Origin of the sequence: Marinobacter halophilus (genome assembly GCF_003007685.1) — a bacterium.
Taxonomy (GTDB): domain Bacteria; phylum Pseudomonadota; class Gammaproteobacteria; order Pseudomonadales; family Oleiphilaceae; genus Marinobacter; species Marinobacter halophilus.
Genome location: NZ_PXNN01000004.1, coordinates 1 through 13,253, shown reverse-complemented (window position 1 = coordinate 13,253; position 13,253 = coordinate 1). Strand labels below are relative to the sequence as shown.

11 protein-coding genes and 1 tRNA gene are annotated in these 13,253 nt (G+C 57.4%); 7 read left to right on the top strand and 5 right to left on the bottom strand.

What is annotated here, in order from left to right:
* Positions 1 to 8: 8 nt before the first annotated feature.
* Positions 9 to 85: transfer RNA gene (locus C7H08_RS02825), tRNA-Arg, on the top strand.
* A 44-nt stretch (positions 86 to 129) separates the two neighbouring features.
* On the opposite strand, the gene C7H08_RS02820 is transcribed toward C7H08_RS02825, so the two are convergent.
* Positions 130 to 666: a DUF2058 domain-containing protein gene (locus tag C7H08_RS02820; RefSeq protein WP_106670271.1), complete on the bottom strand. Its 537-nt coding sequence runs from the start codon at positions 664 to 666 to the stop codon at positions 130 to 132.
* A gap of 104 nt (positions 667 to 770) precedes the next feature.
* On the opposite strand from C7H08_RS02820, the gene dbpA reads away from it, so the two are divergent.
* The 4 genes from dbpA (at position 771) to C7H08_RS02800 (ending at position 5,784) form a co-directional block, all read left to right on the top strand.
* On the top strand, positions 771 to 2,144 hold the full coding sequence (dbpA, locus tag C7H08_RS02815) for an ATP-dependent RNA helicase DbpA (protein WP_106670270.1): 1,374 nt from the start codon (positions 771 to 773) through the stop codon (positions 2,142 to 2,144).
* Positions 2,145 to 2,367: 223 nt separating this feature from the next.
* Positions 2,368 to 2,619 (top strand): OadG family protein, encoded by a 252-nt coding sequence (locus tag C7H08_RS02810; protein ID WP_106670269.1) that lies wholly within the window; start codon positions 2,368 to 2,370, stop codon positions 2,617 to 2,619.
* 41 nt (positions 2,620 to 2,660) lie between these two features.
* The gene (oadA, locus tag C7H08_RS02805) at positions 2,661 to 4,448 is read left to right on the top strand and encodes a sodium-extruding oxaloacetate decarboxylase subunit alpha (protein WP_106670268.1); all 1,788 of its coding nucleotides are present in this window, start codon (positions 2,661 to 2,663) and stop codon (positions 4,446 to 4,448) included.
* Positions 4,449 to 4,461: 13 nt separating this feature from the next.
* The gene (locus tag C7H08_RS02800) at positions 4,462 to 5,784 is read left to right on the top strand and encodes a sodium ion-translocating decarboxylase subunit beta (RefSeq protein WP_106670267.1); all 1,323 of its coding nucleotides are present in this window, start codon (positions 4,462 to 4,464) and stop codon (positions 5,782 to 5,784) included.
* Between the two features lie 59 nt (positions 5,785 to 5,843).
* Here C7H08_RS02800 and C7H08_RS02795 read toward each other — a convergent pair whose 3' ends face one another.
* Genes C7H08_RS02795 through imuA form a run of 3 tightly spaced genes read right to left on the bottom strand, consistent with a single transcriptional unit; the run spans position 5,844 to position 11,073 of the window.
* Positions 5,844 to 8,960: an error-prone DNA polymerase gene (locus C7H08_RS02795; RefSeq protein ID WP_106670266.1), complete on the bottom strand. Its 3,117-nt coding sequence runs from the start codon at positions 8,958 to 8,960 to the stop codon at positions 5,844 to 5,846.
* Positions 8,960 to 10,378, bottom strand: coding sequence for a Y-family DNA polymerase (locus tag C7H08_RS02790; protein ID WP_106670265.1), 1,419 nt, complete (start codon positions 10,376 to 10,378; stop codon positions 8,960 to 8,962). The genes C7H08_RS02795 and C7H08_RS02790 overlap by 1 nt, the downstream gene beginning before the upstream one ends.
* Positions 10,379 to 10,383: 5 nt before the next feature.
* Positions 10,384 to 11,073, bottom strand: coding sequence for a translesion DNA synthesis-associated protein ImuA (gene imuA / locus C7H08_RS02785; protein WP_106670264.1), 690 nt, complete (start codon positions 11,071 to 11,073; stop codon positions 10,384 to 10,386).
* A 124-nt stretch (positions 11,074 to 11,197) separates the two neighbouring features.
* On the opposite strand from imuA, the gene C7H08_RS02780 reads away from it, so the two are divergent.
* Entirely contained in the window at positions 11,198 to 11,545 is a 348-nt protein-coding gene (locus C7H08_RS02780) for a 4a-hydroxytetrahydrobiopterin dehydratase (RefSeq protein WP_106670263.1), read from the top strand.
* On the opposite strand, the gene C7H08_RS02775 is transcribed toward C7H08_RS02780, so the two are convergent.
* A complete protein-coding gene (locus tag C7H08_RS02775) occupies positions 11,542 to 12,528 on the bottom strand; it encodes an integron integrase (RefSeq protein WP_106670262.1) in 987 nt (328 codons plus the stop codon). The two genes, C7H08_RS02780 and C7H08_RS02775, sit on opposite strands and share 4 nt — an antisense overlap.
* A gap of 426 nt (positions 12,529 to 12,954) precedes the next feature.
* Here C7H08_RS02775 and C7H08_RS18320 point away from each other — a divergent pair, with 426 nt between their 5' ends.
* Positions 12,955 to 13,182 carry a GDCCVxC domain-containing (seleno)protein gene (locus tag C7H08_RS18320; protein ID WP_480188034.1) on the top strand — a complete coding sequence of 76 codons (228 nt, stop codon included), beginning with the start codon at positions 12,955 to 12,957 and terminating at the stop codon, positions 13,180 to 13,182.
* Positions 13,183 to 13,253: the final 71 nt, after the last annotated feature.

The window sequence follows — 13,253 nt, the reverse complement described above, 5'->3', positions numbered from 1 at the left end:
CGTTTTAAGCGGCTGTAGCTCAGCTGGATAGAGTACCTGGCTACGAACCAGGCGGTCGGAGGTTCGAATCCTCCCAGCCGCGCCAAATTTCACAAAATACCCCGCCTTGTGCGGGGTTTTTTGTGTCTGTTACCACATCAGGTCATCCGGGATTTCGTATCCCGCATAGGGGTCATCGTCGCTGGCGTCATCCTGCTTCCTTTCATGCAGCGAAATCACTGCGGCTTCGTCGCGCTCCATGATCTTGCGCGCCACCTGGTCTGGAACCACCTCGTAGCTGTCTCCAAGTGCCACGATGGCGAGCCTGCCCCGGGAAAGCTGGTCCACCATCTTGTCATCCACCAGGATTTTTTTGATTTTGGTGCCGTCCACAAACTGGTATGACGTTTCACCCCGACTGCGGCTCAAGCGGTTGGTTTCAATCAATTGCCGGATCTGAGCCTGAATGGCTTTTTTGTCGGCCTCTTTTTTGCGCTCCAGATTCAGCTGGCGGTCGTGCTCGGCTTTTTCCTGACGCACCTTGAGTGCTCGCTCTTCGGTTTCGTTAACCTGAGCGGCGCCTTTGGGCTGCTGTTTGCGTTGCTTGCGCTTTTCGCTGCGAATGGTTCTGGCTTTCTTCTCATCGGCCAGTCCGGCCTTGAGTAGTTGTTCTTGCAAAGACGCCATCAGTGACTCCGTGGATTCGTGATAAACTTGTTCGAATATTTTTCTAGTATACGCCGTCAATTCCGTCTCAATAACCCACGATTACTCACCCCACGGATTTTTCTATGTCTTCTTTTAAAGAGCTTGGCCTTTCTTCGTCCATGCTGAGCAACCTTGAGCAGTTGGGTTTCACGCAGCCTACCGGGATTCAGGTGAAAGCCTTGCCACCGGCAATGGCGGGTAAGGATGTGATTGCCATGGCTCAGACCGGCAGCGGTAAGACCGCTGCGTTTGGCATTCCGCTTGTCGAGCGACTCCAGCCCAAGCGTTTTGTGGTGCAGGCGCTGGTGCTGTGCCCGACTCGTGAGCTGGCAGACCAGGTCGCCAAAGCACTGCGGGAGCTGGCTCGAGCGAAAGAGAATGTGAAAGTGCTGACTTTGTGTGGCGGAGTTTCGATCGGGCCTCAGATCGGGTCACTCAGTCATGGTGCGCACATTGTTGTGGGTACGCCTGGGCGGGTAGATGATCACATCCGCAAAGGCACGCTGGCGCTGGACAATGTGACGACGCTGGTGCTGGATGAGGCCGATCGGATGCTGGACATGGGCTTCGAAGAAGTGGTTGCCTCGATTCTTGCGCAAACGCCGCCGTCCCGGCAAACGTTGCTGTTCTCAGCGACCTGGCCGGCGCCTATCCGCAAGCTGAGTGAGCGCTTTCAGATTAACCCGGAAGATGTCCGGGTGGAGGCCCAGGATGAAGCCGGCAGTATTTCGGAGGTGTTCTACGAAATCGCGCAGGATCAGCAGGTGAAGGCTGTCGCGGCCTTGTTGTCGCGTCACCAGCCGGTGTCGTCGCTGGTGTTTTGCACCACCAAACGGGATTGCGACGACCTGGCGATTGAGCTCCAGCACCTGGGTTTTGCCGCCTTGTCCCTGCATGGCGATCTGGACCAGAAAGATCGCGACAGTACCCTGGTTAAATTTGCCAACCAGAGCTGTACGGTTCTTGTGGCCACCGATGTGGCGGCTCGTGGTCTCGACATCAAGGCGTTGCCGCTGGTAATCAATGCTGAACCGGCCCGTGATCCGGAGGTGCACACCCATCGCATTGGCCGCACCGGGCGTGCCGGTGAGCAGGGGCATGCAGTAACTCTGTGTACCCCCAAACAAGGTCACAAGGTGTCACGCCTGGAAGCAACCCGGGGCTGCGCGGTTGAGTGGGGTAATACCGAAGAGCTTATGGCGCAACCACTTCGTCTTGTGCAGCCGGCCATGACCACGTTGTGCCTGGGTAGCGGGCGCAAAGAGAAAGTGCGGCCCGGAGATGTTATGGGTGCGTTGACTGGTGATGCCGGTATTCCAGGCTCTGCCGTTGGCAAGATTGATCTGTTCGACTTTCAGTGTTTTGTGGCTGTGGAGACCGAGTGGGCAAGTCGCGCACTGGCTCGATTGGAAAGCGGAAAAGTGAAAGGGCGGAAAATCAGGGTTCGTTATGCCTGATTTGGGTCTCGGTCAATTCGTGCTTTGAGCGTCTTAGAGTGCTGTATCGCTCGGAAAGTCCTTATGGAAATATGCGTTTCATCTTGCTCCTGATCAATGAAAACGGTAAATTACGCAGGATTTTGCCTCCCGGTTTGTATGCTTCTGCCATTAGACTTTGGTCTTGGTGTTGACTGCAGCGGACCGGGGAAGTCACATAAATCTATACAGGTAGCTGTTCGATATGAATGAGCTGATGTCACAAGCCGTCGATTTGATGATTGCCGGTATGGGGTTTGTGTTCGCGTTCCTGGTTATCCTGGTGTTCGCGACACTCCTCATGTCCAAACTCATAGGACGGTTTGCGCCGCCAGAGCCGGCAACCCCGGCCAAAACGCCACGTGCCAAGCCAAAGGCGCCCACGTCGGTTGACCCTGACACCGCCGAGGCCATCAAAAAAGCAATTGCACAATATCGGGCACGCCACAAGAAGTGACCCGTTGCACGATTAGAACCTTTTAACAGAAGGCTGACACGATGACTGACACGAAAAAACCGCTAGGGATTACGGACGTAATTCTGCGTGACGCGCACCAATCCCTGCTTGCCACCCGTATGCGGCTGGACGACATGCTGCCGATTGCCGAGAAACTCGACAAAGTGGGTTTTTGGTCTCTTGAATCCTGGGGCGGCGCTACCTTTGACTCCTGTATTCGTTACTTGGGCGAAGATCCCTGGGAGCGCATCCGCGAACTGAAAAAAGTCATGCCCAATACGCCCCAGCAAATGCTGCTGCGTGGCCAGAACCTGCTGGGCTATCGTCATTATGCGGACGATGTGGTAGAGCGGTTTGTAGAGCGTGCCGCCGAGAATGGTGTGGACGTATTCCGTATCTTTGATGCAATGAACGACCCGCGCAACATGGCCACTGCCATCAAAGCCGTGCGTAAAACCGGCAAGCACGCCCAGGGCACCATCGCCTACACCACCAGCCCGGTGCACACCATCGAGATGTGGGTTGAATTGGCAAAAGAAGTGGCTGACATGGGTGCAGACTCTATTGCCATCAAGGACATGGCCGGCATTCTCAAGCCTTACGTTGCGTTTGATCTGGTTAGCCGTCTGAAGAAAGAGCTGGATATTCCCATTCACATGCAATGCCACGCCACCACGGGTATGTCTACCGCTACGGCCATCAAGGCAGCGGAAGCCGGGATTGATAATGTGGATACCGCCATCTCCTCCATGAGTATGACCTACGGTCACTCACCCACGGAGGCAGTAGTTGCCATTCTGGAAGGTACTGATCGCGACACCGGCCTTGACCTGAACCTGCTGGAAGAGATTGCCAGTTACTTCCGGGAAGTTCGTAAGAAGTACGCCAAGTTTGAAGGCAGTCTCAGGGGTACCGATTCTCGCATCCTGATTGCTCAGGTACCTGGCGGCATGCTTACCAACATGGAAAACCAGTTGAGAGAGCAGAACGCCAGCGATAAGTTTGATCAGGTACTGGCTGAAATTCCGAAGGTACGTGAAGACCTTGGTTTCATTCCGCTGGTAACGCCTACGTCTCAGATCGTAGGTACCCAGGCGGTACTGAACGTTCTGACCGGTGAGCGTTACAAGTCCATTTCCAAAGAAACCTCCGCCATTCTGAAAGGTGAATACGGTGCTGCACCGGCTCCCATGAACAAGGAATTGCAGGAGCGGGTTCTGGACGGCAAAGACGTTGTGACCTGCCGACCAGCAGACCTGATTGAGCCAGAAATGGACAAGCTGACCGCCGAGCTTAAAGATCTGGCCAAAGAGAAGGGTATCAAGCTGGCCGATCAGGAAGTCGACGACGTTCTCACTTACGCCCTGTTCCCACAGATTGGCCTGAAGTTTCTGGAAAACCGTGGCAACCCGGAGGCTTTCGAGCCGGTGCCAAGTGCTGACGATATGGCGGTGGCCAAGAAGGCTTCCGGCCCAGAGACTTACACCGTTGAGGTAAATAGCCAGAAGTACGTGGTGGCGGTTTCCGAAGGTGGCGAGATCAGTCAGATCGAAGGTCAGGGAGGTGCGGCTGCACCGGCTGGCGGTTCTGCTGCACCGGCGCCGGCTGCTGGTGATGGTGAGCCTGTTGGCGCACCGTTGAGCGGGAATATCTGGAAGATCCTGGTTTCCCCCGGTGACACCGTAGAGGAGGGTGATATCTTGATTATCCTCGAAGCCATGAAAATGGAAACCGAGATTCGTGCACCCAAGGCCGGTACTATCGGCGAAGTCTTCATCAAGGTCGGTGATGCCGTCGCTGTTGATGATGAAATGCTGACAATCGCATAAGGGCCAGCATTCCATGGAAAAGTTAATGACGTTGTGGACGGGTAGTGGCCTGTTCAACATAGAAATCGGCCAGGTGGTGATGATCGCCGTCGGCCTTCTGCTTCTCTATCTTGCGATCTATAAGAAGTTTGAGCCGCTGTTGCTGGTACCGATCGGGTTCGGTGGCATACTGGCGAATATTCCGGAGGCAGGGCTTGCCCTGTCTGCGGCCGAGAACGCGATTCATTTTGCAAAGCCGGAAGTGCTGGCTGCTCTGGCGTCTTCGCTGGACGTGGCCTACCAGGCCGGTCAAGTGGTCACGCCGGAGGTAAAAGAAGCGTTCAAGGAAGCCTATGGCACAGGCGGATATGGCACCGTGAGTGCCGCAGATGCGATTGCACAGAGCAATGGCTACAGTCACGGCATGCTGCACAGCTTCTACATGATTGTCATCGGAACCACTGTCGGGCCGCTGCTGATCTTCATGGGTGTGGGCGCAATGACCGATTTCGGTCCTCTGCTGGCTAATCCGAAGACTCTGCTGCTAGGTGCCGCTGCGCAGTTTGGCATTTTTGGTACCGTCATTGGTGCGGCATTGCTGGACTGGGCGGGCGTTCTGGACTTTACCATTCTGGAAGCCGCAGCCATCGGTATCATCGGTGGTGCAGATGGTCCGACCTCGATCTACGTGTCGAGTGTGCTGGCGCCTCACCTGCTTGGTGCGATTGCGGTCTCGGCCTATGCCTATATGGCACTGGTACCGATGATTCAGCCGCCAATCATGAAGGCACTGACCACCCAGAAAGAGCGTGCGATCAAAATGTCGCAGCTGCGCCCTGTGAGCAAGAAAGAGAAGATTATCTTCCCGATTGTTGTACTGATCGCGGTGGCTCTGTTCCTGCCTGATGCGGCCCCGCTGTTGGGTATGTTCTGTTTTGGTAACCTGATGCGTGAATGCGGCGTGGTCGAGCGCTTGAATGACACCGCTCAGAACGCGCTGATCAACATCGTGACCATCTTCCTGGGGCTGTCTGTGGGTGCCAAACTGGTGGCCGACAAGTTCCTGGATGGTCAGACCTTGGGCATTCTGTTATTGGGCATGGTGGCCTTCGCGGTCGGTACCGCTGCTGGTGTCTTGATGGCGAAGCTGATGAACAAGGTGACCAAGGAGCCTATCAATCCGTTGATTGGTTCTGCCGGGGTGTCTGCGGTGCCGATGGCAGCGCGGGTGTCCAACAAGGTTGGTCTGGAAGCAAACCCGCAGAACTTCCTGCTGATGCACGCTATGGGCCCGAACGTGGCCGGTGTTATCGGCTCTGCAGTGGCAGCGGGTGTGATGATCAAGCTGCTTGGCTGATTGTTCTCGCTCATTGCACTGAGAAAACCCCGCTTCGGCGGGGTTTTCTTGTTGATGGGCTAGTGAAAATCTCTTGAGCTGACGGGTAACGAGTTGATCAAGTGGCTCAGGTCAGACAGTTTTCCGGCCATCACGTGAATAATATCTCCCTCTTTTTCGATAACTCCTTTCACATGTAACAACCGGGCGGTGAGTAACGGTTTGCGTTGGCGCCGGGCGGTTTCAAGCCAGACCACGACGTTGACGTTACCGGTTTCGTCTTCGAGGGTGACAAAAGTAACGCCGGAGGCGGTGCCGGGGCGTTGGCGGCCGGTGACCAGGCCGGCTACCTGGACCGGGACGCCGGGGCGGGTGGCTTTGAGCTGGTCGGCGCTGAGGCAGTGGCGCAGGTGGCCTTGTTCGCGGAGCAAGGCGAGGGGGTGTCTTTGCAGGGTAAGGCCCTGGCTGCGGTAGTCGGCAAGGACGTTCTGGCCTTCGGTGGGTTCCGGTAACAGGTCGCAAGGCTCGGGTTGGTAATCGGCCACGGCCTCCTTGGCGAAGAGTTCGGCGGGTTCTTCGTGTTCCAGCAGTTGCCAGTAGGCCTGATGGCGGTTGCGGGTGAAGCCGGGCATGGCGTTGGCGCCGGCGAGCAGTTCCATATCGCGTTGATGGAGGCCGGCGCGGGCGCGCAGTTCGGCGGCGGACTGGTAGCCGTTGCGCGGGCGGTGCTGATGAATGCTGTTGCCGCCTTTGGCAGAGAGGCCCTGGATGATACGCAAACCCAAGCGAAGGTGTCGCTCCGGTCCTTGCAGGGAGTGTTCCCAGTGGCTGTGGTTAACGTCTGGCGGGAGTACGACCACGTTATGGCGTTGGGCGTCTTGCACCAGTTGGCTGGGGGAGTAAAAGCCCATGGGCTGGCTGTTGAGCAGGGCGCAGTAGAACGCGGACGGGTGATGGCGTTTGATCCAGGCGGAGACGTACACCAGCAAGGCAAAGCTGGCGGCGTGGGATTCCGGAAAGCCGTAGCCGCCAAAGCCGCAGATTTGCATGTACAGGCGCTCGGCAAAGACCGGATCGTGGCCCCGCTCGAGCATGCCGTTGACCAGCCTGTCGCGGAAAGGAGTGAGGTTGCCGTGGGATTTCCAGGCAGCCATGGCGCGGCGCAGCTTGTCGGCTTCGCCGGCACTGAAGCCGGCGGCGACCATGGCCAGTTTGATTACCTGCTCCTGGAAAATGGGCACGCCCAGGGTGCGCTCGAGCACCTGGCGGACAGCATCGTTGGGGTAGTCGACCGGTTCCAGGCCGTGTTTGCGGCGCAGGTAGGGGTGCACCATGTCGCCCTGAATCGGGCCGGGGCGCACAATGGCGACTTCGATGACCAGGTCGTAGTAGGTGGCCGGCTTCAGCCGTGGCAGCATGTTGATCTGGGCGCGGGATTCCACCTGGAACACGCCGATGCTGTCGCCGGTTTGCAGCATGGCGTAGGTGTCTGGGTCTTCCTGGGGCACGTCCTGCAGGGTGAAGGTTTGCCCCTTTTCTTCGCTGATCAGCTCCAGCGCCTTGCGGATGGCAGTGAGCATGCCGAGGGCCAGCACATCCACCTTCATCAGGCCCAGGCTTTCGAGGTCGTCTTTGTCCCACTGGATCACGGTACGGTCTGCCATGGCGGCGTTTTCCACCGGCACCAGCTCCGCCAAGGGCCCGGCGCTGATCACAAAACCGCCGACGTGCTGGGACAGGTGGCGGGGGAAGCCGAGCAGGGTGTTGACAAGGGTAAAAAACTGGTCCGCCACTTTCGGGTTGCGGGTCAGCCCCTTGTCCAGAATCTGCTGGCGCCAGTTAGTGGCTTTGTCGCGCCAGTCGATGCCATCCAGCAGTTTTTCCACCAGCGCCGCATCAAAACCCAGGGCCTTGCCCACATCCCGGATCGCGCTGCGGGGGCGATACCTTATGACCGTGGCGGCCAGCGCTGCCCGTTCCCGGCCGTAGCGCTGGTAGATGTACTGGATGACTTCTTCGCGCCGTTGGTGCTCGAAATCCACATCGATGTCCGGCGGTTCGTCCCGATCTTTTGAGATAAAACGCTCGAATAACAGCTCGACCCTGGCCGGGTTAACTTCGGTGATGCCCAGGCAATAACAGACCGCCGAATTGGCGGCAGAGCCGCGGCCCTGGCACAGAATGCCCTGGCCGCGGGCAAAGGCCACGATGTCGTGAATGGTCAGAAAATAGTGTTCGTAATTGAGCTCCGAGATCATCCCCAGTTCCTTGCGGATCAGGGCCTGCACCTTCATCGGCGTGCCTTCAGGATAACGCCGGCGTTCGCCGTCACGGGTCAGGCGTTTCAAGTAGGCGGCGGGGGTTTCGCCGACCGGCACCAGATCGGGGGGATACTCATAGCGCAGGCTGCCGGGTTCGAAGTTGCAGCTGTTGGCAATATTGACGCTCTCCTTCAGCCAGGCGGCCGGGAACAGACGCTGCAAGACGGATACCGGGCGCAGGTAGCGTTCGCCATTCTGGAACAGGCAGTGGCCGGCGTTTTCCAGATTGCGGTGGTTGCGCAAGGCGGTGAGTACATCCTGCAGCGGCTGGCGTTCCCGGCTGTGCATGTGCACCTCGCCAGTGGCCACCACCGGACAGCGCAGGTGCCCGGCCAGCCAGTGTACCCGGGCCAGCTGCGCATCCTCACCAGATTCCAGGGTCCGGTGGGCGGCAAGTCGCAGGCGCTGTTCAAACAGCCGCAGCAGCCATTCACCGCAAGCCTGGGCCTGATCGTTACTGGCGCCGACCGCCGTTGGTGGCAGCCACAGGCACAGGCAGTTATCCAGCTCATGACACTCGAGATCCCGGGCAAATAGCAGGTACTGGCCTTTCTCGGCCCGGCGCCGACTGGTGGTGATCAACTGGCAGAGCTGGCCGTACCCCTTGCGGGTCTGGGCCAGTAATATGAAGCGAGGGGCGGCAGCGCCGGCCGGGGCATCTGCCAGCTCAAACCAGCTGCCGGTAATCAGCTTTACCGGGCTGTCTTTGAGCGCCGCCCAGGCTCGGGGAATGCCCGCCACCGAGCAGGCATCGGTGATGGCGATGGCGTTATAACCAAGCTCCAGTGCCCGTTCGGCCAGCTCATGGGGGTGCGACGCCCCGGTCAGAAAGGTGAAGTTGCTGAAGCAGAACAGCTCTGCGTAGCCGGTGGTCATCAGCCAAACCAGCCATGGATAAACCAGCCATCCTGAACATCCCGGAACACCCAGGCCAGTTCGCCGCCCGGTAGCTGGGCAATGTAGTAATCCCGGTGCACCCGCTGGCCGTCCCACCAGCCACCGCTGATGCGCTCCGGGCCGGAATGCCAGGCTATCGGTGTTTGCAGCAAAGGCCTTGGGCCCTTCAAGAGCCATAGGGGCCGGTGGGGGAGTTGGCCTGAACCACTTTTCTGCGGCTTGCCTGGTTTGCGCACGTCACTGGCCGACCAGGCACATTCCGGGCGGTGATCCTCCCTTGGCGCAAGCTGCTTGAGCGCCTGCTCACCCAGCCGGGCTTGCAGCCGGCTGATCAACGTGTGCCAGGCTTCGTTCAGATCCTGAGTTTCACCCAATAGATCCTGGCCGATGGGGGCTTCCCGGCCGGTAAAACGCTTAACGGCCAGAATCAGACCGGTGACCGGTGCCCGCAGTGGGTGTTGATCCAGCTTCAGGCGGATCAGTTTAAGAAATACCTCGGCCCGGTGTTCTGGCCCGGTGGTGCGGATGCGCAAGCGGGTGGGTTCTTCATGCCGGTGCTGCAGAACCAACCGCAGGGTGTCGGTATCCTGCTGGCGCCAGCACAGATCTTCTTCCAGTTCTGCCAATATCCGTTGTAATGAGAACAGCAGCCCCTGGCTATGTTCCACTTCCTGAAGGAAGTCTGCCCGCTGCCGGAAGGTGTGAGGTGGCTGCCAGGGAGCTTTCGGGTCGGCTCGGGTGCCCTGGATTTTCTGAACGATAACCAGCAGCTCAGGTGATAATCGCCGAGCCAGCTCTGCTGCGGGTAGCGCAAAAACTTCACCCAGAGTATTCAAGCCAAGACGTTGCAGGCGGGTGCTGGATTTTTTATCGAAGCCCGCCGTCAACAGCGGTAACTTGCCAACAGCGTTCAGAATGTGGCCTTTATCCGCCGTGCATTCACCCTTGCCGGTATGGGCCAACAACCGGGCTGCTGAAGGTGTATGACCAATGGCGACCCAGGCATTGAGCTGACGCTCGGTTAATGCTTGCTCCACCGTTTGCCAAATCGCCGGCAGCCCCCCGTACAGCTTCTGCAGGCTGCTGACCTCTGCCCAGATGCCGTCCGGCGGCGCCAGGGTGATATGAGCAGCATAGTGATACAGCCAACGGGCCTGATCTTCTAACAGCCAGGCCTCCTGTTTGGGGTCGGCCCGCATGATATTCAGGTCTGGGGCCAGTCCCAAAGCCGTTTTCAGGCGCATGCCGGTTTCAATGCCGAGGTTCCGAGCGGTGGGGCAGGCCTGAACAACAAAGTGTCCGGCGCCGTCCACAATGGCGAGGGCGCCAGTGGAGGTTTGATGACGGCGAATGTGGTCCAGCAACAAGTGCGGAAAGTGCAGGTAGAGCCAAAGCATAACCGTTACCTGTCCACTCCGGACCAGGGCCCTTGCACCACCTGGGAGGACTCTTTTATGGCCCTATCGGCCCGGTGGCCAAGCGCAAGCGAGCAGAGTTGCCCCGGCCAGCTGCCCCGACGTTTGATGATGTTGACCTGAAGATCCTGATGCTCACCCGGTACCAGCTCCAGACGAAGAGCTGCCGGGGAATTTTGATCCACCTCTCGACGGCTGCGGAACAGTACACACACATTGCCGCCGGCCTCTGATGCCAGTTGCAGCCGCCGAATATCCCGGCTGGCGAGCCTGCCGGGCCAGGCCAGCACCAGACCGGTCACCGGCGAACGCAGGCAGTTTTCCAGGGTCCATAAAAAATCGTCCTGATCCCGGGTATTGATCATTACCAGGTGGTCCAGGCTCACCCCTTCACGAGCCAGAGCCGGAGCATAAGGCGTGTGAGGCGGGTTCAGCCAGAAAATGGTTTTGCCCTCTTGAGACACCCGTTGCATCAATGGCAACACCAGGTGCAACTCGCCAATGCCGCAGGTATCGAGGAGGCATTCACTCAACGCTCCCCGGGGCCAGCCCAGACCGCCAAGCTGGTTGTCTAGCACCTGATACCCGGTAGATTCTGCAGGTTGAGTGGTTTTCCGGTGCTGATGACCCTGCCAGACACGGGCATCCTGAAGCAGGCTGCTTAGCAATTCGCTCATGGTAATTTATCCTAATACTGTTTATATATACAGTATGCGGAAGGCGGCCAGATTTCAACTGTCAGGTTGATAAAGTGACCACTGGCGCCCACGCTTGCATCAGCACGCTAAAAAGGAGAAAGCCATGACAACACTGAGCCAACAAGCCTGTGAAGCCTGCCAGGCAGATGCCCCCAAGGTGACGGACCAGGAAAAAAACGATTTGCTGAACGACATCCCAGACTGGGAAATCGTGGTTTTGGACGGTGAAGAGCAGTTACGCCGGGTATTTACCTTCAAAAACTATGCAAAGGCCCTGGCCTTCACCAACACAGTGGCGGACCTGGCGGAAGCCGAAAACCACCATCCGGCCATCCTGCTGGAATGGGGTAAAGCCACCGTACGCTGGTGGACCCACAAGATCGGCGGCCTGCACGAGAATGACTTCATCATGGCGGCGAGAACGGATGAGGCTTATCGGAGTAGCAATTAAAATGCCTCATCAACCGGGCTACGAACTCCGAAACCACCTTTGCGAACCACGTGAGTGTAGATCTCGGTAGTACGGACGTCGGAATGCCCCAGCAGTTTCTGAATGGTACGAAGGTCATAGCCGGCTTCCAGCAGCCGTGTCGCAAAGCTGTGCCGGAAGGTGTGGCTACCGGCGGGCTTGCGAATGCCTGACGCATTGATGGCAATCTTGAAATGCTTCTGCACCGTCCTGTCGATCAAGTGGTGGCGACGGCGGATGCCTGAGCGGGGGTCAATGGAAAGATCGGGGGCCGGGAATACGTATTGCCAGGCCGATTCCTCACTGGCGCTTGGGTACTTTCGTGCCAGTCCTGCAGGCATGTATACCGAGCCAAACCCTTTAACTAAATCCGACTGATGCAAATGAAGGGCGGACTCAATCTGGAGTCGGAGTGGCTCGATCAGGCGATCCGGTAGGAGCGTAATCCTGTCTTTGCCGCCTTTACCGCATCGTACAATCAATTGTTGCATGCCAAAGTCTACATCCTTTACCCGTAACCGCAGCGCCTCACTGATGCGCAAGCCGGCGCCGTACAACAGCATGGCAATCAGTTGATACTCGCCTTCAAGGTGCGAGATGACACTTCTGGCTTCTTCCGCACTGAACACGGTGGGTAACCTCTTGGGCTTGCGGGCGACTTCATACTGCAGATTATCCAGAGGCGTTCCCAGAAATTCACGATACAGAAAAATCAAAGCATTCAACGCAACGCGCTGGGTAGCCACACTGACGTTGGCTTGCAGCACCAGGTGTGAAAGAAAGGCTTCAACCTCTGCAGTACCCATGCTGCGTGGATGTTTGCGATCCTGGAACCGGATAAAGCGCTTGATCCAGAATACATAGGTTAACTCAGTTTTATAAGCCAGCCCGCGCAGACGAATAAAGCCGCGAAGCTGGTCCAGAAACCGGGTTGGCTGGGCCGGGATTGGGGTAGGGATGTCCATATCTTGAAATGCTCCTTAATCTGTACATGCATACAGTATAAGGATTCTGGATGAAGTCAACTGAGAGATGCAGACCGGAGTTATACGAACGCGTTCGCAAAACTCCGGAAAATGCATGAGAAATATTGGTAACCTTCTGATAAGGTTGGAAAGAAGGAAAAGGCAGGGCGGAGTTATACGCCCGTCGGCATGAGCAGGGGTGGCTTGAAACAGGGCGTATAACTCCGGCGGTAGCCGTGGCAATTGCTTTCAGGCTCATGTTTTTATTGTAAAAGATGAAAATTATGAGAGCGTTCAGATTGGAATTATACGAACGCGGGATATACGAGCTCGTTCGTATAATTAGCTGTTATAGGCCTCGTTAGTTTTTTGTGCTGAGCCAAGGTCAGTGCGGGTAGGGCTGAAATTCACACCTTTCGGGAGGGCATGGCTATGGTCGATGTAATCTTGGAATCAACAATAGAGTGTCCAAACTGTGGCCACCAGAAAACCGAAACCATGCCTACCGACTCATGCCAGTATTTCTACGAGTGTGAGTCTTGCCATGTTTTACTAAAACCCAAGCATGGAGACTGCTGTGTTTTTTGTTCATACGGCACAGTACCGTGCCCGCCGATTCAGCAAGGGTCAGGGTGTTGTGCTCCTGGCCCATAACAAGTCGCAGCAGTATGCGGCCGATGGCCGCCGGACGCCCTTTGCGTGGCTCCTTCGTCGCCACTCCAAGG